A 20,485-nucleotide genomic window follows, 5' to 3' on the forward strand; every position below is an offset into this window, starting at 1 on the left:
TACGCCTGTTTTCTAATTATTAAACAGCAGTTTTATTCTTCTTATTTAAATACCAATATACCGGCAGTCCCGTAAAGACAATTCCAATTGATAAGAAACAACTTAGTGGATCGTTAATAATCGCACTACCGATTACAAAGAGTGAGCCCAAAATCGCAACGATTGGGACGATTGGGAATAACGGTACACTGTATGCACGCTCTTTATTTTTATTACGTTTTCTTAAAATGAAGACACCGATAAACGTCATTACATAGAAAATATAAATAATGAATACGGAAATCTCAGATAGCTTATTCGGATCGCTAATAATCATTAAAATAATTCCTAAAATGATTTCAACAGTAATCGCATTTGCTGGTGTTTTAAATCTTGGACTTTCCTTCGCAATAAACTTAGCAAATGGAAGTTGTCCACGTTCTGCCATCGACATCGGGATACGTGGGAACGTTAAAATCTTTCCATTTAAACAACCGAAAATAGAAACGATAATACCGATACTAATAATTTTCCCACCATATTCTCCAAGTAGCATTCCTGCAGCTGTCGCTGTTGCATTTTCTCCAAGTTCTACAATTTGCGTTGCTGGTAATACATTCAATAACGCCAAATTAATTAATACGTAAGCAGCTGTTACAATTAAAATCCCAACTGTCATTGCTTTCGGTAATAGCTTTGTTGGATTCTTCATTTCTCCACCAATCGAAGCAAGTAAAATCCAACCGTCATAAGCAAATAACGTTGCTAAAATTGCCATCCCGATACTTTGATTTTCTGATATCGGCACAACTACGTTAAAGATATCGCTATTCCCTTTCCAAAAACCTAACACAACAATTAATACGATTGGAATCATCTTCCCGATTGTCGTGATCGTTTGAACGATACCTCCGTATTTTGTTCCCATACTATTTACAACGCCAAGGAACACAACTGTTCCAATTGCGATTGGTAAATTCCATACTTTATCTAAATAGAAAAAATTAATCATTAAAGAACTAAAGTATAGCCCTAATGTTCCAATAATAGCTGGCCCATAAACAATTGTTTGCATCCAGCCTGATAAATATCCCCAAAAACTTCCATAAATCTCCTCTAAATACGTATACAACCCACCATTTTTCGGGATTTGCGCTCCTATTTCAGCTACTGTTAAACCGCTTGCTAACGTCAACAGACCACCAATTATCCAAGCAAGAATCGCCATATTAGAACTCCCCGAGTAATCTAATACGCTCCCTGGTTTCATAAACACACCAGACCCAATAATCGTTCCTACTACGATAGAAAGTGCTACCGTTAAACCAATTTTGTTCTTCTCATCATGATGCATGCTTCGTATCCTGGTTTAAAATTCTTATAAAAATCTATAAATTGTTGGCGAACCAAGTCAAATGCCAACTACCGAAAAGGAATCTCACCTTTTTCCTGTCCGTAAGGGTTGTGACCTTTTCATCCACCTATTGTGAAAGAATGACGGCAGGTTCCTGTTAGGAACGATCTGTCCTTGCATACTACCATTCATCCAAGTCAGTAGTATGCAAGAGGTTATAAGAAATAAACCAGTACCCCCCTTCTCATTTAAATTTTAAATACGAATTGTTGATTGTTCATATAAACAGTTTTGTGTAGAATGCTCCACAATTTCCAATTGTGATATTCTTTCCACGTTTGAATTGTTTGTAACCATTTTTTATATACTTTTTGCGTATTCTTTTTACTTTCTTCCATGGAAGCAACAAGAATACGCAGTTTTGTTGTAATTTGGTTTTTTAATAATAATATAATCTCTTTTGGTACTTGTTCTTGCAATTCTAATCCACGTCTTGCGATCGCGAATGCGGCTGCTTCATGAACGCTAATACCGAAATTTTTACTGTATTTTAATTTTCCAATCACACTTGTATAAGCGGGGTTTACTGTTTTAACAGAAAATCCGTTACGAAGAGACATACGAATTAAACTGTTCAACATCTTTTTATACGTAAATTGATGGAAATTACGATTACTGTATTTATCAGTATCATGAGATTGTTGAAACTTTAAATCTTCTAAAACAATTCCACCTACATTGTTTTCCAATAACCATGTTTTAATTTGTTGTACGATTTGTCCAATTATCGTTGCGCGTTTGTTTGTTGAAAACGCATTCAGATTGTGTAGATAAAAAATTTTTGAACCTTTAAAATTACCTTGTTTTGTACATAAACTAACTGCAATACGGTCCGGATTTACATCAATTCCTGCAATTACATCTGATTGTGGTGTTTCCTTGAAATCTAGTACACGACCTATTTCTGTTTCATCAAACGTAATATTTACATAAAATTCATTTTGTTTACGAATGATTTCTACACTATATTTTTGATGCTCTATAATCGGTTTTCCTTTTGGATTTACACCGATTTGCTTTCCCATAACGACATTTGTAATTTGATGATAAAAACGATATGGAATCATAATCGGAACTTTGATTCGTGGGCTTTTTGTTTTTCCATTTGTTCGTCCTAATGGATTTGCAATTTCTAACCATCCTTGCCCACAATCATCAACTGTAATGCGCATGTTCAAATTCCCTTTTTTGCTTTTATCTCCGCGAGAATATAATTGTCTTGTCCGCAAATCTTTCCATTCTTGATTGGATATCTTGTTTTTCATTCTTTCATAGAAATTTTTCCGTCCACCAAAAATAATAGGAGGTAATGTTTTATTTTTAATATGTTTTGCATACGTTTCAATTTTTTGTTCTAATTTTTGTTTTCGTTTTCTTAATCCAATTAGACAAGTTTCTAATGCAACTTGTTTAGGTCTTTTTTTGCCGCGTTCATAATCATCTATTTTTTGTAATGTCTTTTCTAACTTTTTTTGATTGTTTTCTAGGTAAACAGGAAGAAGTTCTTTTTGAGAGAAAAGGATCGTTTGCGCTTGTAAAATTGCATCTTCACAAAAACGTTTATTTAACAAATATTTAGGTTGTAGTTTTTTTATCAATTCTTTCTCGTTTTCGCCCTCAATCAAACGATTAAAACTATATCGTTTTGCACTTTCGAACGTACGGATCAAAGTAATTAAATCTTCCATTTGTTCTTTTGTAATAGAATTGATTTTACAAGTACGTGTTGTTTTCATCCTTCCCCCCCTTTTCATCACCTGAAAATATTATAGGTTGAATTCTGTAAAATATAAAACCTGTAATTGTAAATTTTTATAGTTTTTTATAGATTCTTATTTACTGTTATTACCTCCTTCCAATTCTAGTTTGATGCAAAAATGAAATAAAAAAACACTCCTCCCTAAAAAAGGGACGAGTGTTATATTCGTGGTTCCACCCTTGTTTCAATTCGCAAAGTAACACACTTCACCAATTTCTCAAGTCTAAAATAACGGTTTTTGCCGGCAAGCAATTACTAAATGTTCGTTCACTGCTGCAGTTCAGAGGTGGTAATCTATTTTTTCGTATTAGGAAGCTCACAGCCAAAGGCTTCCCTCTCTGAGAATCGTAAAAAATTGATCGTGTCCTCATCATCACTTCTTGATGTCGAATTTTGTAGTTATTGTTCATTATATTGAATTGTTAGAAAAAATCAATATATTTTTTATATAACATACGAAATTTTTCTCTTCTTATATTATAACAGAATTTACGACACTTCTCTAATTCCCTAAAAACGGGATAATTCATATAGGAGGTGCACCAATAATGATTGCTGTTTTTTGTATCATCGCTACATTTCTTTCTGTTCTATTCGCTATCATGCATCGGTACAAGTATCCTGGTTATAGCATTTTAGCGGTAGCTATTATACCAGCTGTTTCCTTCTATGTATTAGGTAAATATCAATATACAGAAGTATTTATCGGTTTTGCAATCTTCTACTGCGTCTTTGGATACATACTAACAATGAGAAGAATTTTATTAAATCATTAAACGGGACCGATTTCTACTTATAGAAATCGGTCCTCGCACATACCTTCCGGTTGCCCACACGAAAGATACGACTTCATTCAATTATTTCTCATCTGTTTTCATAAAAAACTTATGGTGCGGTAAATCAACATTCAATGCCTCTAATTGTTTCTTTTCATTGTCTAAAATCGCTTTTGCTTTTGTTTTTGTTGCCTCATCTACTCCTGCAAAGATGTCTTCATGCTTCTCTTTCTCTGGGAGTTTCACGCCTAACTTCGTTAATTCTTCTTTTGCTTGCTCATGCGTTAATTTACCGGACTTTTCTTGTTCAAAAATTGACTTCACTTTTTCTTTCGCCTGTTCATCTAAGTTAGCAAGCATATCTTTACGCTTACCCTTCTCCGGCATTTTCACGCCTAATTTCGTTAATTCTTCTTGCGCTTGTTCACGTGTTAATTTTCCGGATTTCTCTTGCTCTAAAATTGATTTCGCTTTTTCTTTCGTTTGATCATCTAATCCCGCAAACATTTCTTTGTGTTTACCCTTTTCCGGCAACTTCACTCCTAGTTTTGTCAATTCTTCTTTTGCTTGTTCTCTTGTTAATTTTCCAGACTTTTCTTGCTCTAAAATTGATTTCGCTTTTTCTTTCGTTTGATCATCTAATCCCGCAAACATTTCTTTACGTTTTTCTTTCTCTGGAAGCTTTACACCTAACTCCTCCAACTGTTTCTTTGTATCGTCCATAATTGTTTTTACTTTTTGTTTTGTAGCATCATCTAAATCTTTTTTCGCCGTTTTTGCAGACTGATCCACTGCTTGAGTATTCGTTGCCGCGAATGCCGGAATACCGACTCCTCCAATGATTCCGAATGATAAAGCACCTGCAATCGCTAAATACCCAACTGTTTTCTTCTTCATAGGAAATTTCCTCCTTCATATTTCTAATGCATGTACACTTTCGTATACAACGCCTATAGTAATGTTGGTTTCTTAACATTTCCTTAACGACTTAACAAAAAAAACACCGCTCATCCCGAGCGGTGTTTTTCTAAGCTTTTTGTAATTGTAATTCTTCACGTTCCATTATTCTTCTTAATACAATTGTTTGTGTCATTGTAAATAAGTTACCTGTTATCCAGTACAACACAAGACCTGATGGTGCCGCAAATCCCATAAATAAAATCATTGCCGGCATCATAATTTGCTGCATCTTTAGCATCTGTACTTGTTCTCCAGGTGTAATATTCGATTGGAAAACCTTCATTTGAATAAATGTCGTTAATGCTGCAATAATCGGTAATATATGATAAGGATCTGCATGTCCTAAGTTCACCCATAAAAACGAAGATGTGCGAATCTCTTCTGTTCGGCTAATCGCATAATACAAAGCAGAGAAAATCGGCATTTGTATAAAGATTGGCCAACAACCAGCAAGTGGATTCCAACCGCCTGATTTCATTAATTCTGACATTTCTTTTTGATACTGTTTTTGTTTTTCTAGATCTTTGCTTACATCACCGTATTTCTGCTTTAACTTCTGCAATTCAGGTTGCATTTTCTTCATTTTCGCTTGGCTACGATATTGCGAAACAGCTAATGGAATCATTGCTGAACGAATAACGAGCGTCATAATAATGATAGCAATCCCAAAGCTAGCTCCCGATATATGATGAGCAACAAATTGAATCATAAACGAGATTGGATATACAAAGTAATGATCCCAAATTCCCGTACTATGTGCATCAATTGGTGCTGCATTACTGCAACCAGATAAAACAAAAACAAGTAATAATGATAAACTAACGAGCACAGCTCGGTATGATTTTAACATGTTCATTCCTCCAATGTTTCGTAATTATTTAGCGAAACATTGGTGTATACGGACCGACCTCGTCATTCTCTTCACTTGATTCTTGTCTGCGTACAGAACGAATCATTCCATATTTATAAAAAATAGAAAATAGTGGTACATTCCCCGCACTATCTTCACATGTATCAACTAACGCAAATGCTCTTTGTCTACCGCTCGATGCTTGCTGACGCACAAAGCGAGAAACGTTAGCAAGGAAGAAAACTTCTAATAAACAAAGTGCTGTCGTTACAAACGATATATATAGAATTGCATCCTGCAATAAAAATTCCATCGCTTCACATCCTTAATAAGGTCATTTTAGCACATTCGGCAAACATTCTCTATTTCCTTTTATCGTCAAAAAAAGTATTTTGCATATTTTCTCAAGAAAATAATAATTGAGAAACATTGTATTCGCTTTCTTTAGTATATTCACACACATCAATGAATAGGCTTGATTTATTAGAAATTTATAAAATTTTTGCATTATAATAAAACTATTGCCAGTTTTTGAAAAAACCTTTATTCTCTTCTTGTAATCAAAAATGAATATGGAGATGAAACATACTATGGGTCAACTAGGAGACGCCGATTACGTTCCCGACACCGCCTTTTTATCCTTCCCAGCAGCTAAAACATTTCACTTAGAATTTATCATACAGTTGGTTGTTATTTTCGTAGCTTCTATTTTGTATGCAATTTCTATGAATATGTTCTTTATCCCGCATAACATGATTAGCGGTGGATTCGCTGGAGTAGGGATGATTATCGGTTATTTAATGCACTACAATATCGGTGCACTTATCTTTTTACTAAACATTCCTCTTCTTATTTTAAGTCACTTTTACTTAGGCAAGAAGACAACCTTTTTAACAGCGTACTTTGTAGCTGTATCATCGTTAGCGATGAACATTATCCCTGTACACCAAGTTTCAGACGATATTTTACTATCTTCTGTATTCGGCGGTGTAATCTGCGGAGCAGCCTCAGGAATCATATTCCGATTTGCTTCTTCAACAGGTGGATTTGATGTTATTGGATTGATTGTAGCGAAATATCGCGATGTTTCAATTGGAGCAATCATATTTGTATTCAACTTAATCTTACTTGTTGTAGCAGGATTTATTTTCGGATGGGATATTACACTTTATACGTTAATTAGTCGATTTGTAGTCAGCAAAGTGATCGATGCTGTGCATACGAAACATATAAAATTAACGATAATGACAATTACAGAAAAAGGCGAGGAAATAAAAAGCGCCCTACTACATCACGGCATACGTGGCGTGACAATGGTAGATGCTGTCGGCGGCTATACAAACCATAAGAAAAAAATGATTTACACTGTCGTGACTCGCTATGAGTTAGGCGAAATGAAACGTATTATCCGTCAAGTGGATAACAAAGCATTTATGAACATTACTGAAACAGTTGAAATTGTCGGCCGTTTCAAACGCATATAAAAAAGGTCAATACATGAAAGGGCATCACATATTATATGTGATGCCCTTTGTTATTCCACTCACGCACCTTTTAGCATAATACAATCACTACGTTTATTACTACAAATCGGAGGATAGCATTCCATATACAATACTGTCTGTCCATTCATCTTTATTCCAGAAATCTTGTATGAAATGTGCTTCCTTTCTCATACCTATTCGTTCACACAATTTTTGTGAAGCTGTATTACGTGCATCAAGATTAGCTTGTATACGATGTACATTACATTCATGAAATAATTTAAATACCAAACGACTTACTGCTTCTGTTGCCAAACCTCTCCCAGCTACTTCATTTGAAAAACTATAACCAATCTCAACAGTGTCTCTCATATTTGTGTACCATACGGATAAATCACCAACTACCTTAGTTTTGTATATAACCGCCAAACTTAATATTGAGTCTTTAGTAAGTGCATTGTTTGCTAGCTTCTTATTAAATCTTTCCTGCATGTCTTCATAAGTCCACTTATTATGTAATAGGAACTTACATGTATCCTCACTATTATAAATAGCAAATACATCCTGTAAATCAGTACTTTTAAAAGGCCTAATTATTAATCTTTCTGTTGTGAACTCCAAGTTAACTCTCCTCCCTTACATTACATGCATGCCATAAAACATTTTTTATCATATTTAAGTCTACTTAGATCTCACCTTGATTACATATTTCATCAAAATAAATGAAACTCCTTCTTCTACTAAACCGCACCGTTAATGGTATTTCCTTGCGTTTTTTATTTTTTACACTTATTACAAAATCAGATAATTCTATTATTATGTCTCTAAATGTGTTATAATGAAAACAGACTCACAAAAAAAGAGTATATAGACTTGGAAGTTTCTCATATTTTACAAACAAAAAGAAACGAGCAGTCAGGTATATTTCAGACACCATACACGTAACGGTTTAAATAACCGATCATCTTAGTTACTCTTCAATGATCTTTTTATAAAAAGATACGTACAATTAAAACTCACTTCAATATACTATACCTACCTTTTTGACTTCCAAATCATCTTATTACATAAGGAGATGAACATATGAATCAATATATACGATATACAATAGCTGTCCTGTTTGCTATTATCGGCGGAACAATCTGCTTCTGGACAAACACTCAGCTTGGAGAGAATATCATTTTTAATGGAATCGAAACACTTGTAAGCGCTTCAATTTTAGGTGGATACATTTTCTTCCTCTTTAATCCAGAAGAAAATGCGCAAAAAACAATGTTATTAACAATGATCGGAATTGTCGGCGGATGTATTTCCTACTCAATGACTAACTATACATTACCACTTCAATTAAGCTCAGCTTTCTTCCACGGTCTATGGACTTGGTTCATTGCCTTCTGTCTAGCAGATGTATTCAACCTATTACAAGACAACGAAGAAGAAAACGGTCGCCAAATTGAAAGTAACTCGTAAGCTGGAAGAGATTCTTCCAGCTTTTTTTATGTTGGTTTGCAGACCCCGTCACCATAATAAAAAGAAGCTACTCTACAGCAACTCCTTCCCTATATACCCCATCTGGTAATCGCCGAAATATATCAGCGATTTTTCAAATATATCGACGATTTCTCCACTTATATCAGCGATTTTTTCATTATATCGACGGTTCGACACAGGATATCGACTTACCGACAATTTTCGGCAATCTATTTATACTCTATACCCCGCCACTACAATAAAAAGAAGTTACCCTCACGGCAACTTCTTTTCCATATACCCCATCCAGTACCAACCAGATTATATCAGCGATTTTTCAAATATATCGACGATTTCTCCACTTTTATCGGCGATTTTTTCATTATATCGGCGGTTCGACATAGGATATCGACTTACCGACATTCTTCGACAATCAAGACGCTCAACATACCCTATCCCCCAAGCAATTTACTGCCGAACTCTACGATTAAAAAGATAATTAATAAGATCGCGAGTATTTTTAATGCTACATATGCCACTTTAAAAACAACATAAATGAGCAAGACGATTAAAATAATCGTTAAAATTTCCATCTAGAATTCCTCCAAGCTTTGCTCTTCTTATCTTATTTTACTCGCCCCACACTTTTTATGGAACGGCATAAGAAGACATAGAAAAAAGAGGTTACCTCACCCATCGTAAGATACCCTCTTCTTTAGCTGCTCAAACTATTCTCTCTCTAATTGTAAATATCCCATTCCACTCTTCTCAGCGCTCTTCAATTCTTTATCAGCTTTCCTCATATAAGTACGAGATGCTTCCATATCGCCCTCTAAATATTTAATAATTCCTTGTGTGCGATAATATCCGTTTAGGTCCATTTTTGTAATAGCCTTCCCATGTTCCCTCGCTTCTTCTAAAGAAAGACTATCCATCTCATAAAGGGCTTTATATAAAAGGTACCAACTATGAAAACTACTAACGAAAAACTTATTTTCTTTCGTTACAGGTAGTTGAACAATTTGTTTTATATACGGTACAGCTCTTTCCATTCCCTCTTGATCCGCACGAGCCAAAAAGACGAGCATAAGTCTACTCATTATCTCTCTTATCCCTTTATTCTCTTTTATTTTTTCCTCACTCAGTTCTACCAATCTTTCATCCCAATCTCTCGGTCTTTTATAACTAAATAACTCACTCGATATTTGAATCTCATATAAATGATTTCTAGCTCTTTCATCATCTTTAATTAAAATAAGAAATTGCATACCATCACTCATAAGCGTTCCTTTTATCGGCACAATTGTAACTGCAAAGATTGCAAAATGGAAAAAGGAAAAATATAAAAGATATTGATAATAACTCACCATATATATGTAACCTGAAGTAATACCAAATAATAAACTCGTAATCGGTCCACCTAAAGTAAGCCATGCCCACTTTTTCGAAAGGTTCGGTGTCTCTATAGAAGGCGGTACTAGTGTTGCAACGCCTCCAAAGTACGCCCATAATTTATTTTCTCGAATGCGTACTTTCCCCTTCTCTTTTTGAACAGTAATGGGTCCTACTGTCATAAATTTAAAATTCAAACCACCTATTACACCGAATACTACATGCCCTAGCTCATGAATGGCTAATACTAACAATGAAATTCCAACTATTGCCCATAGGTTCAAAATTACTTCTAATTTCCCAGTTCGGATTACTCCGTATAAAATGGACAAAACTAACGCCGCCGTCATAGTACCAGCTGGCCTTCTTAAAATATCCACCTTTTTCTCCCCTTAATAAATCATTTTTCTATGCATTTCGTACATATATGTTCCAACATGTAAAACCCAAACGAACGAAATCATAATGACCATAAAATAATCTTTCCCATCTAAAAGTACATAAGCAATTGCCACTAACCATGCACAGGCAAGTGTCATATTTGTATATTGATATGCCTTATATCCCGCCTCATGAACAATTTGTTTTTGTCCTTCATCTGCATTCTTTGCCCACATTTCCATTGACTGAGAATACGTAACACTCTGTTCTGGATATAAAGCGTTATACCTTTTCCTCATTACAGACCCTAACCAAGTTATAGCAATAAAGCACACTGTAGATACCACAATACTTACACTAACAAAGAGCAAGCTCCCTTCTTTTGTATACGTTCTATAAAACGCAATAACTGAGCAAACAAACCATGATGGAATAATAATTTCCATTACTCGAAAATAAATAAGCACTATCCCTAACCTTCGTCCCTTAACATTTTCTTCTTCATCTTTCGTTTGTGCGAGTACTCTTGTACGCTTCCAAATATAATATATAGCTATTACGCCAAATAAACTCATCATGCCAATGCTAATAACAGGGGATATTTTACTAGTTCCCTCTGTTGCATTATCCCCTACTACATACCCTATGAACCCGCCACATATCACTCCTGCTAACAGCTTCAGTATAGCCAACATTTTCCCCTTTACTTTACCCTTCACCATCATCTTCCCCCTCCACTAACGTAAATATTTCCTCCACCGGTACATTGAAAATTTGTGCGATTTTTAACGACAATACGATAGATGGTGCATAATCCCCGCGCTCAATTAAACTAATCGTTTGCCGCGATGATCCAATCGCTTTCCCCAAATCCCCTTGTGATAAACGATGCTTTGCTCGCAATTCCCTCACTCGATTTTGAAGCTTCATATCTTCCCTCTTTTTCATTTATTTAATTAAAATTGTAAATAATATCCTTATTTTTGTCAATTATAATTGTCATTTTGACGTTAATAATTGACAATATAATCTATAAATTTTTAAACAGGTAAACAAAAACTTATTAAAATAAAAAAGGCAGTGCTTCTGCACTGCCTTCCTAAATTCTGACATAGAATGGATTCCATATTAACTTGCGTTTTGTAATAATGCTCGTTTTAACTGTTTACGGAAACGAACTCCTAACGTAATTGCTACAATCGCAATCACTCCAAAAATAATTTTACCGATATGACCTTCTAGCGCTCCAAAAATATCATGTAAATTGCCGCCTAGCCAGTAACCACCGATTAAGAAGAATGATACCCAAAATAGAGCACCTGAGTAAATTGTAATTGCAAAACGGCGGAATGGTAAGTTAATAATTCCCGCAAAGTATCCTGTAAAGTGACGTACACCAGGAATAAAGAAACCGATAAAAATCAAGAAGTATCCATACTTATCAAACCACATTCTTGTTAAGTTGATTTTTCTTTGTGTTAAAAATACGTATTTCCCATACTTTTGAACAAAGGGCATTCCTAATTTATTTCCTAAAAAGTATTGGATCGTCATTCCTACACTTGTCCCAATGAAGGATAGGATAATTAAAATCGGTAAACTTAAATCACCCTTATGTGCTAAAAATCCCGCATATGCTAACGTTGGCTCTCCCGGAAACGGAAGTGCAATATATTCTAACAGCAAGCCGACAAGTACAACATAGTACCCGTATTGCTGAAATAATTCATGAATCCATTCCATGTCATCTCTCCTTTCAATCACGTGCAACTTCTTACTAATATTGTATAAAAAAATTGTCGAAATAACTATCACAATAGCTTACATTTTTATTACATTTTTGTAAGGCTCTCACTAAACTTTTCCGTTCTTTATTTACTTTCATTTTCAGACAACTTAACAAGTATATAACGTGAGAAACCAGGGCCTTAACATGCATTTTTTATCCATTTTTTAACACTTAAAAATCGTTATATTTTGTTCTTAATAAAAAACCACTACAAACTCATACGAACTTCATATTAGCTTCATATACGTATTGTAAGATTATATCGGAATTTGTTTAAAAATTTAACTAATATATGACTAAACATTAATTTGAATAAATATTAATCGCTTTTCGAAATTGAAAAAAGGATGAATACGAAATGGAAGCTTATAAAATGCACGATTTTATTAATACAAATGTTGAATCTCACCAAAATGAAACCGTTTTTAATTTACACATATGTGAAACAAATGAATTTGACGTAAGTTTAACAAAGTCTACAACACTGTCTTTTATCGTTTCAAAAAAGAACATTAAGATTGTTACGAAAAAATGGATTAATTCAAATCAAGAAAGCATGATTGGCAAAAGCTACATCATTCCAACGAAAGCTTTTCACTACTTCTTACCAATTATTTCTGAAACGGAAGATGAATTAAATATTCAAGTTCAAAGTTTTGGACTACATGGTGAACTTTTATTAAATGAAAGATTACTTATTGATAAAAACAACAAACACAATGCCAAAATTACTACTTTCTTTGAAACATTAGATGAAAATGTAAATAAAGTATTACGAGGATTGCAAATTCATTGTATGTAAGACTATTACAATAGTAAAAAGGAGAATAAAATGAAAAAACTATTATTAAGCGCACTATTATCATTAGGAGTTTTAACTATTCCATTCACAACTACTGAAGCAGCTACAACGAAAGATCAACTGATTGTAAACACGCAGTTAAATAAAATGGATTATTATCAAAACGGAAAATTCATAAAAAGTTTTACTGTCGCTACTGGAAAAGCATCTACTCCTACACCTAAAGGTACTTTCCAAATCGTAAATAAAATTAAAAATCGTCCTTATTACACAGGCAAAATTAAAGGCGGCGATCCACGTAATCCGCTTGGTGACCGTTGGCTCGGACTAAACATGGCAGGAACTTACGGAACAACTTATGCGATTCATGGTACGAACAATAATCAGGCAATTGGTAAGTGGACAACACTAGGTTGTATTCGTATGTATAACAATGATATACACTGGTTATTTGAGCGTATTCCCCAGCAAGCTACTGTCACTGTAAAATAACCTCAAAGCGCGATTTACATGTAGCCAAGAATTTTATGTCTTGGCTTATTTTATTTCTTCATTTACAGTAGCAAAACAACTGTATTTACATATATAATAGGAATAGATTGTGTTAGGTAACATCCAAACATTGATAAACATGGATATTAAAATTATACAGTTATAATATTTTATAAATTTTACAATACATACTATAATAGAATTACTGTAATTCTTAAATATTCAGTTTCACTAAACAACTCCCCTTGCTACTTTCATGATTATTTTATGGCGGGGGCTTATTATATGTATAAACAATCTGAGTCATCGAAAAAATGATGAATTCGAATATTGCAGTTAAAAGCGTTATTTAGGAGGTGTTACTATGACGCATATACTGGTGATTGAAGACAACCCAGATATACAAGAACTAATTCGTGAATTTCTAATGGCACAAAACTTTACTGTTGATGTCGTTGGTGCTGGAACAGAAGGTATACTTCTTTTCCAAAAAAATTCATACGATCTTGTCCTCCTTGATGTGATGTTACCAGATATAGATGGCTATAGTATTTGTAAAATTATGCGAGGACAATCTGATGTACCAATCATTATGTTAACAGGCTTACATAATGAAGAAAGTGAAATTAAAGGATTTGAATTAGGTATTGATGACTATATTACGAAACCGTTCCATTACACCGTATTTATTAAACGTGTAGAAGCTGTATTAAGAAGGGCAGCAACGAAGGAAGCCGAAGCTGCGACTATACTACAATTCCATGAATTGATGTTAAATTCTACAGCATACGCCGCTTATGTTCATGGTAATCAAATTGAATTGACAACAAAAGAATTTGAAATTATTTATACTTTACTGCAAAATCGAGGAAAAGTATTATCAAGAAGTGATTTGTTGAATAAGGTATGGGGCTATGAACATTATGGTGATGTAAGAGTTATAGATACACATATTAAAAACTTACGAAAAAAATTAGGAATTCCTTATATTAAAACGGTGAAAGGCATTGGCTACAAAATCGAATCGTAGCAAAGACAACATCACCAAAAATATTTTCATCAAAACCTTATTATTTTGTATTCTTTTATCACTTTGTCTTTATCAAGTTATTTACTTCTTAGCTTCAAACTACGATAAAGAACGTTTTGCGAAAGAAAATGGAACGCATACTACAGAACAAGCGGATTCAGATAAACAAAACGATCAAAGTAAAACGAATCAAAATAAAGCTGTATCACAGGGGGACATGTTTAATTTCCAATCTGCTATTATAGATTATAATTCTCTCTCTACAGCTATCAATCACCTTTTGCAGCCTAGCCAAACTGCAAAAGCAAAAGAACATGCTCAAAATATTTCGGGGGAAAATAGCACTTCTGCTCCATCTACAGAAATGGAAAAGCAAGTCGCTACTAATGATGCCTTACATAAACAAAATGCAGCAAGTAAAGCAAATGATGCACAAGATAATCCAAAATTAACAGATGTACTGCAGCAATTAGCTCCACATATTGGCGCAACAATGCTTGCACTCTCTCTGCTCGGATCTTTAATTTATGCAAAACTAATTGCTAAACCTTTTCAATATATGAGTGATGCTTTAAAAGATATTATGAATCTTGATTTCTCAGATAAAAAGCTACTCAACAAAAATACGGATCAAACAGATTTTAATTTACAAGTAGCTGCTTCACAAATACCAAATATAGTGAAGAATTTACATGCAAGCAATCAAGATTTAAGAAATGAACTCAAAAAGGAACAACAATTAGAACAATCTCGTAAAGAATTTATGTCTATGGTTTCCCATGAATTAAAAACACCAATCGCAGCCGTTATGGGACAACTAGATGGCATGATTCACGGAATTGGAGCTTATAAAGATAGAGATAAATATTTAAAACGTTCCTATGAAATGATGCAAGACATTAACATATTAACGGAAAAAATGTCGGAATTATCCAAAATACAAAACCCTCAATTTAAACCTGATTTAAAAGTTATCTCATTAACTAATATTATTGAGGATGTTATGAAGAAAGTAGATTATTTCGTATCTGTAAAGCAGTTAAATGTTCAATCTAACATTAAACAAGATGTACAAGTTTTAGCTGATCCTAAATTTATTCAAACTGCCATTTTTAACATTATTTCAAATGCAATTCATTATACAATTGACCATCAGCATGTATATATAAAGCTTTATGAAAAGCCAAACGGTTACGCATTAGAAGTATTAAATACAGGTTCACAAATAGATGAGGATAAACTTGCTCATTTATTTGAGCCATTCTATCGCGCAAACCCTGACAAACACGGCTTAGTACAAGGTAGTGGTCTTGGGTTATACATTGTAAAACAAATACTAGATAAACATCAATTTCCTTATGGTATACAAAACACGCCTCAAGGTGTAAAATGTTCTATTGTATTCCCAAAAGCAATGTAAAAACCTACTACAATTTCATATCCCAAATTCATACTTCGTATGAGTGGCGGAATTTTGTAGAGTATATGACTCTGTTTCGTTCGCCCGTTATCCTTATTTGGATAGCGGGCGTTTTTTATTATGTAAAAGGAGGATTTTCATGGAGAAATTTAAGTATTCATTACTCGTTTTATTCGGAGCTTGTAGCTACGGCGTACTTTCAACTATTTTCAAACTCGGATTCATTAATGGATTTTCAGCACATCAACTATTAGGAGGACAATATGTCTTCGGATGGATTGGTCTTCTCCTGCTCGTTCTTTTCGTTTCACGTCATAAAGTAACAAAAAAGCAATTCTTTTCCTTACTAACAGTTGGCTCAACGATGAGTATGACCGGTATCTTCTACGCTATTTCTGTAGAAGAACTACCAGCATCTATCGCTGTCGTTCTACTTTTCCAGTTCACATGGATTGGTGTCGTTATTGAAGCAATTGCAAACCGAACATTTCCAAGCCGTGAGAAAGTTATATCTATCATTATTTTATTTGCTGGAACATTGTTTGCAGGCGGTGTCTTTGAAGGTCTCGGACAAAACTTTTCCACGAAAGGTATGATCTTTGGTCTATTAGCCGCTGTCTCTTTTTCATTCTATGTTTTCGCCAGTGGGCGTGTTGCTACAGAAGTTCCGCCTTATACGAAAAGCTTTCTTATGACAACAAGCGCTACGCTTATCGTATGCCTATTCTTCCCGCCAACCTTTTTAACAGACGGTGCTTTGCAAGCTGGCCTATGGAAATATGCTTTCTTCCTCGGATTATTCGGCGTTGTCGTACCTGTCATTTGTTTTTCGATTGGCGTACCGAAAGTAGGAACAGGACTTGGTACAATACTAGGTGCAGCTGAATTACCAACAGCCATTATTGCTTCTATTACACTTGTACATGAAGTCGTAACGTTCATGCAGTGGATTGGGATTATCGTTATATTACTTGGGATTTTCACTCCTCAACTTCTTACAGCTAGGAAAGAAAAAAAACGTAATCGCGTGTATAGTGCTTAAAAATATTAACTTGCTTATAAATGGAAATAAAGTTACAATGTGGTATAATTTCAAATCTATTTGGAGGTATAAATGACTATTTTAAGCGTAGCCTTTTTTGCCATTATGTGTATCTTCTTCCTAATAAGATATATGAAAGAAAAGAAATTTTACGATTTGCTCCTCATTCCCATTTGCATATATGCTGGGGCAGTCAAAACCCCTCTGGTGGAGTACTTAAACTTTAATACCACATTCAAAATAACATATGATATTGCAGCTATTATTCTTGTAATCCTTGCCATGCTTTTCTTCTTAAAGGATAAGAAAGAGAATCCTACTGCATAACAAAAGACCTTTCATTTACTTGAAAGGTCTTTTTCTCTATCTCACTTTACCGCTCCATATAGCTTTTCTAACTCACGCTCAATTTGTTTTACATCGATTCGTTCAAATAGTGGTTGCACGCTATCAATTCTACTTGGCAACGTATGTTGAGGCTCCCAATTTCGGTTCACAATCGATAATGTGTTTCTAATTCTTTCACTTGAAAATGGTAAAAACGGTTCAAGGAGATTTGCAAAATTAGCGATTAGATAAACACAATTATAAATCGTTTCTTCGCATGAAACTGGATCATCCTCCCTTTGTTTCCAAGGCTGCCTCTCATCAAAGTATTTATTTGCAAAACGTACTGCATCAAATATTGATTCTAGCGCTACCTTAAATTTAGTTTGCTCAATCGCCTCTCCTACATGTTTATATAATCCTTCTACTTTATCTTTCAGCTCTACATCAATACTTCCTTTCGGCACGATACCACCATAATATTTTTCAATAAACTTTAATGCCCGGTTCACAAAGTTCCCGTATGCACCTAATAATTCACTATTATGACTGTAAATAAATTCTCGCCACGAAAAATCAGTATCGCGATTTTCTGGTGCGTTGACGGTTAAAAAGTAACGAATAGAATCTGGATCATAGCGTTCTAATATGTCAGGCACCCATACCGCCCAGTTTTTACTTGTAGATAATTTTCTTTTTTCCACTGTTAAATATTCATTTGAAACGATATGACGAGGAATTGCCCCTTCTCCTATTCCAAGCAATACCGCTGGCCAAATGACGGAATGAAATGGAATATTATCCTTTCCGTGTACATAATATGTTTTCGCTTCGCTATCCCAAAACTCTTGATCATCTTCCCCTGTTTTTTCAGCCCAATGTTTACTCGCTGAATAATAGCCTGTCACTGCTTCAATCCATACGTAAATTTTCTTATCTTCATACCCTTCTACTGGAATTGGTACCCCAATTGGTAAATCACGTGATACAGCCCTATCTAGTAATCCTTCCTTTACATATCTCTCTGTTAGTTGAATCGCATTGTCGCGCCATGTTCCTGTTTGTTTGGCGTTTTCTACAGCCGTTTTGATTTGCTCCTGAAATGTATGCAATGCAAAATAGAAATGCTCTGTTTCCTGTACGGATGGTGTACTACCACATAACTTACATTTCTTTTCTAACAAATCGAGTGGATCTAAAATAGCTGAACACGCATCGCATTGATCTCCTCTTGCTGCTTCATGGCAATGCGGACATATCCCTTCTACATAACGATCAGGTAAAAATTGTGTACACGTTTCGCAATATGCTTGTTCCACTGTTTTTTTATAAATATGTCCCTCTTCTAATAAACGTAAAAAAACATTTTGAACCGTTTCATGATGGTGCTCACTATCTGTACGTGTATAGCAATCATACGTAAAACCAAGGCTACGAAAACATCGCTGGAACTCTTCATGATACTTATTAGCAATCTCCTTCGCCGTCACACCTTCTTGTTTTGCCCGAATTGCAATTGGTGTTCCATTACAATCACTTCCCGAAACATACAACACATTCTCACCTTTTGCCCGATAATAACGTGCTAAAATATCTCCAGGTAACAAACTCGCAATATGTCCAAGATGTAACGAACCATTTGCATACGGCCAAGCGCCTCCAATAAAAATACTCATCTTACATTCCTCCTTTAAAATATAAAAAGCCCCGCCCTTATCTAAAAAAAGATAAGGGCGGGGCTGTATAAACAGTCGCGGTACCACCTTATTTCGCCAATTACTCACATAATTAGCCTTAACAAGTACGGAGCTATATGCTCTTATACTGTGGTTTTGATAACGAGTACCAACTCTCGTCGTCGCCTACTATTATCATTTGATAAGTTCAGGACGAAGCTCAAAGGCCATTGTTCAAATGAATATTCTTGCTTCTTCTCAGCTACCGAAGCTCTCTGGAAAGAATGTGTTCATCCTACTTTTCCTTTTCAACGCTTTTACGTATAACACGTATTTTACGACTTAATAACAGAAAAATCAAACTTTTATCCAAAAAGAAAAGGAAATCCCATCCCCCTGCCGAATACCTATACGTTCACAAAAGGAGTGATATAATTGAATCAAAAACAACTAAGCACACGTAATGAAAAAAGCTGGAATGCAGCTGCTTATGAAGCTTGGACGAATCGTCACGGGGCACCAGCTGATTATGCGAAAAAAATCTTAGAAGACCCTATGCGTGAGGTAGATCACTATTTACCTTACATACAATCTCCGAAAGGAAAACGTATTATTAATTTACTCGGGTCAAAAGGAAATAAAGCTGTTGCTCTCGCTCTTTTAGGAGCTGACGTAACAGTTGTTGATATTTCAGCAAGTAATGCAAAATATGCAAATGAACTTGCGGACGCAGCCGGTGTCTCTATCGAATATGTCGTTTCTGATGTATTACATGTGCAGCTCTCCGAATCATTTGATATCGTATTGCTGGAACTCGGTGTACTCCATTATTTTTTAGATTTAAAACCGCTCTTTCAAAAAATTGCTACTTTACTTAAAGAAGATGGAATGCTAATCCTTCGTGACTATCACCCTGTTTATACTAAATTATTAGGAGTCGACCACCCATCATTTCGAGCAAATGGAAATTATTTTGATGAAGAATTGATTGAAGATTATGTTGCTTATAGCATCCTTCTTACAGAAGCGCAGAAAGAATCGTTACCTAAAACAACCATCCGTCGCTGGACGCTAGGAGAAATTGTTACAACACTTGCAGAAGAACATTTTAAAATTGAAAAACTAGTTGAAGAACACGGGCCTCATCAAAGATGGGTCTTCCCTTCTACTGCACCGGAAGGAATGGAAGAGCGTGTACCGGGTCTCTATACATTAATTGCGACAGCATGCAAAAAAGGATCCCTTCACGGATAGGATCCTTTTTGCATGCTCACGCATATAAGTTGAGGTTGGAGATTACCATAATTCTGTAGAATAGGACACAAGATATTTCAACATTTCGTCTCTGACTTACGTCGTCAAAAAGGGGTATGACCAACATAACGAAGAGTAATGTCTTAGTTGATACTGATAATCGTTATCAACTAATTAGAAGTATACAT

General features: G+C 34.9%; 22 protein-coding genes and 2 other annotated features. Of the genes, 10 read left to right on the plus strand and 12 right to left on the minus strand.

The annotated features are described in order from the left end of the window. Window positions 1-19 precede the first annotated feature (19 nt). On the minus strand, window positions 20-1,333 hold the full coding sequence (locus PSR14_RS27185) for an APC family permease (protein WP_000546301.1): 1,314 nt from the start codon (window positions 1,331-1,333) through the stop codon (window positions 20-22). A 248-nt stretch (window positions 1,334-1,581) separates the two neighbouring features. Beyond that, window positions 1,582-3,129, minus strand: coding sequence for an IS200/IS605 family accessory protein TnpB-related protein (locus PSR14_RS27190; RefSeq protein ID WP_142328658.1), 1,548 nt, complete (start codon window positions 3,127-3,129; stop codon window positions 1,582-1,584). Window positions 3,130-3,297: 168 nt separating this feature from the next. Further along, window positions 3,298-3,535, minus strand: a binding site (T-box leader). 165 nt (window positions 3,536-3,700) lie between these two features. Between PSR14_RS27190 and PSR14_RS27195 the strand changes: the two genes are divergently transcribed. Continuing rightward, on the plus strand, window positions 3,701-3,928 hold the full coding sequence (locus PSR14_RS27195) for a hypothetical protein (protein WP_000562243.1): 228 nt from the start codon (window positions 3,701-3,703) through the stop codon (window positions 3,926-3,928). Window positions 3,929-4,009: 81 nt separating this feature from the next. On the opposite strand, the gene PSR14_RS27200 is transcribed toward PSR14_RS27195, so the two are convergent. The 3 genes from PSR14_RS27200 to PSR14_RS27210 all read right to left on the minus strand — a co-directional run bounded on the left by PSR14_RS27200 (window position 4,010) and on the right by PSR14_RS27210 (window position 6,051). Continuing rightward, window positions 4,010-4,825 (minus strand): hypothetical protein, encoded by an 816-nt coding sequence (locus PSR14_RS27200; protein ID WP_098487439.1) that lies wholly within the window; start codon window positions 4,823-4,825, stop codon window positions 4,010-4,012. A 130-nt stretch (window positions 4,826-4,955) separates the two neighbouring features. Further along, window positions 4,956-5,738, minus strand: coding sequence for a membrane protein insertase YidC (gene yidC, locus PSR14_RS27205; RefSeq protein WP_098487438.1), 783 nt, complete (start codon window positions 5,736-5,738; stop codon window positions 4,956-4,958). A gap of 28 nt (window positions 5,739-5,766) precedes the next feature. Beyond that, window positions 5,767-6,051, minus strand: coding sequence for a hypothetical protein (locus PSR14_RS27210; RefSeq protein ID WP_000394930.1), 285 nt, complete (start codon window positions 6,049-6,051; stop codon window positions 5,767-5,769). A gap of 277 nt (window positions 6,052-6,328) precedes the next feature. On the opposite strand from PSR14_RS27210, the gene PSR14_RS27215 reads away from it, so the two are divergent. Next, entirely contained in the window at window positions 6,329-7,222 is an 894-nt protein-coding gene (locus PSR14_RS27215; RefSeq protein WP_098487437.1) for a YitT family protein, read from the plus strand. A 99-nt stretch (window positions 7,223-7,321) separates the two neighbouring features. Here PSR14_RS27215 and PSR14_RS27220 read toward each other — a convergent pair whose 3' ends face one another. After that, window positions 7,322-7,843 (minus strand): GNAT family N-acetyltransferase, encoded by a 522-nt coding sequence (locus PSR14_RS27220; RefSeq protein ID WP_098487436.1) that lies wholly within the window; start codon window positions 7,841-7,843, stop codon window positions 7,322-7,324. 462 nt (window positions 7,844-8,305) lie between these two features. Here PSR14_RS27220 and PSR14_RS27225 point away from each other — a divergent pair, with 462 nt between their 5' ends. Further along, window positions 8,306-8,692 carry a DUF3938 domain-containing protein gene (locus tag PSR14_RS27225; RefSeq protein ID WP_001077770.1) on the plus strand — a complete coding sequence of 129 codons (387 nt, stop codon included), beginning with the start codon at window positions 8,306-8,308 and terminating at the stop codon, window positions 8,690-8,692. A gap of 452 nt (window positions 8,693-9,144) precedes the next feature. On the opposite strand, the gene PSR14_RS27230 is transcribed toward PSR14_RS27225, so the two are convergent. The 5 genes from PSR14_RS27230 to PSR14_RS27250 form a co-directional block, all read right to left on the minus strand. After that, the gene (locus PSR14_RS27230; protein ID WP_000404784.1) at window positions 9,145-9,285 is read right to left on the minus strand and encodes a DUF3985 family protein; all 141 of its coding nucleotides are present in this window, start codon (window positions 9,283-9,285) and stop codon (window positions 9,145-9,147) included. A 135-nt stretch (window positions 9,286-9,420) separates the two neighbouring features. Further along, window positions 9,421-10,434, minus strand: coding sequence for a hypothetical protein (locus PSR14_RS27235; protein WP_406644242.1), 1,014 nt, complete (start codon window positions 10,432-10,434; stop codon window positions 9,421-9,423). Window positions 10,435-10,476: 42 nt separating this feature from the next. Further along, window positions 10,477-11,190, minus strand: coding sequence for a DUF3169 family protein (locus PSR14_RS27240; protein ID WP_098487435.1), 714 nt, complete (start codon window positions 11,188-11,190; stop codon window positions 10,477-10,479). Continuing rightward, entirely contained in the window at window positions 11,174-11,395 is a 222-nt protein-coding gene (locus tag PSR14_RS27245) for a helix-turn-helix transcriptional regulator (RefSeq protein ID WP_000776167.1), read from the minus strand. Before PSR14_RS27245 ends, PSR14_RS27240 begins: the two co-directional genes overlap by 17 nt. Before the next feature lie 198 nt (window positions 11,396-11,593). Then, window positions 11,594-12,208: a DedA family protein gene (locus tag PSR14_RS27250; protein WP_098487434.1), complete on the minus strand. Its 615-nt coding sequence runs from the start codon at window positions 12,206-12,208 to the stop codon at window positions 11,594-11,596. Window positions 12,209-12,612: 404 nt separating this feature from the next. Here PSR14_RS27250 and PSR14_RS27255 point away from each other — a divergent pair, with 404 nt between their 5' ends. The 6 genes from PSR14_RS27255 (at window position 12,613) to PSR14_RS27280 (ending at window position 17,367) form a co-directional block, all read left to right on the plus strand. Next, on the plus strand, window positions 12,613-13,056 hold the full coding sequence (locus PSR14_RS27255) for a DUF3978 domain-containing protein (protein WP_000388752.1): 444 nt from the start codon (window positions 12,613-12,615) through the stop codon (window positions 13,054-13,056). Window positions 13,057-13,086: 30 nt separating this feature from the next. Beyond that, window positions 13,087-13,548, plus strand: coding sequence for a L,D-transpeptidase (locus PSR14_RS27260; RefSeq protein WP_098487433.1), 462 nt, complete (start codon window positions 13,087-13,089; stop codon window positions 13,546-13,548). A 364-nt stretch (window positions 13,549-13,912) separates the two neighbouring features. After that, the gene (locus PSR14_RS27265) at window positions 13,913-14,578 is read left to right on the plus strand and encodes a response regulator transcription factor (protein ID WP_000148833.1); all 666 of its coding nucleotides are present in this window, start codon (window positions 13,913-13,915) and stop codon (window positions 14,576-14,578) included. Further along, complete coding sequence (locus PSR14_RS27270) at window positions 14,556-15,998, plus strand: cell wall metabolism sensor histidine kinase WalK (protein WP_098487432.1); 1,443 nt, start codon at window positions 14,556-14,558, stop codon at window positions 15,996-15,998. The genes PSR14_RS27265 and PSR14_RS27270 overlap by 23 nt, the downstream gene beginning before the upstream one ends. Before the next feature lie 139 nt (window positions 15,999-16,137). Next, window positions 16,138-17,040 carry a DMT family transporter gene (locus tag PSR14_RS27275; RefSeq protein WP_000410514.1) on the plus strand — a complete coding sequence of 301 codons (903 nt, stop codon included), beginning with the start codon at window positions 16,138-16,140 and terminating at the stop codon, window positions 17,038-17,040. 72 nt (window positions 17,041-17,112) lie between these two features. Beyond that, window positions 17,113-17,367: a hypothetical protein gene (locus tag PSR14_RS27280; RefSeq protein WP_098487431.1), complete on the plus strand. Its 255-nt coding sequence runs from the start codon at window positions 17,113-17,115 to the stop codon at window positions 17,365-17,367. 41 nt (window positions 17,368-17,408) lie between these two features. On the opposite strand, the gene metG is transcribed toward PSR14_RS27280, so the two are convergent. Then, window positions 17,409-19,043 carry a methionine--tRNA ligase gene (gene metG, locus PSR14_RS27285; RefSeq protein WP_098487430.1) on the minus strand — a complete coding sequence of 545 codons (1,635 nt, stop codon included), beginning with the start codon at window positions 19,041-19,043 and terminating at the stop codon, window positions 17,409-17,411. Between the two features lie 50 nt (window positions 19,044-19,093). Further along, window positions 19,094-19,364, minus strand: a binding site (T-box leader). Window positions 19,365-19,478: 114 nt separating this feature from the next. On the opposite strand from metG, the gene PSR14_RS27290 reads away from it, so the two are divergent. After that, complete coding sequence (locus tag PSR14_RS27290; RefSeq protein WP_098487429.1) at window positions 19,479-20,297, plus strand: bifunctional 2-polyprenyl-6-hydroxyphenol methylase/3-demethylubiquinol 3-O-methyltransferase UbiG; 819 nt, start codon at window positions 19,479-19,481, stop codon at window positions 20,295-20,297. Window positions 20,298-20,485 lie beyond the last annotated feature (188 nt).

The organism is Bacillus sp. A01H (assembly GCF_045277205.1).
Taxonomy (GTDB): domain Bacteria; phylum Bacillota; class Bacilli; order Bacillales; family Bacillaceae_G; genus Bacillus_A; species Bacillus_A paranthracis.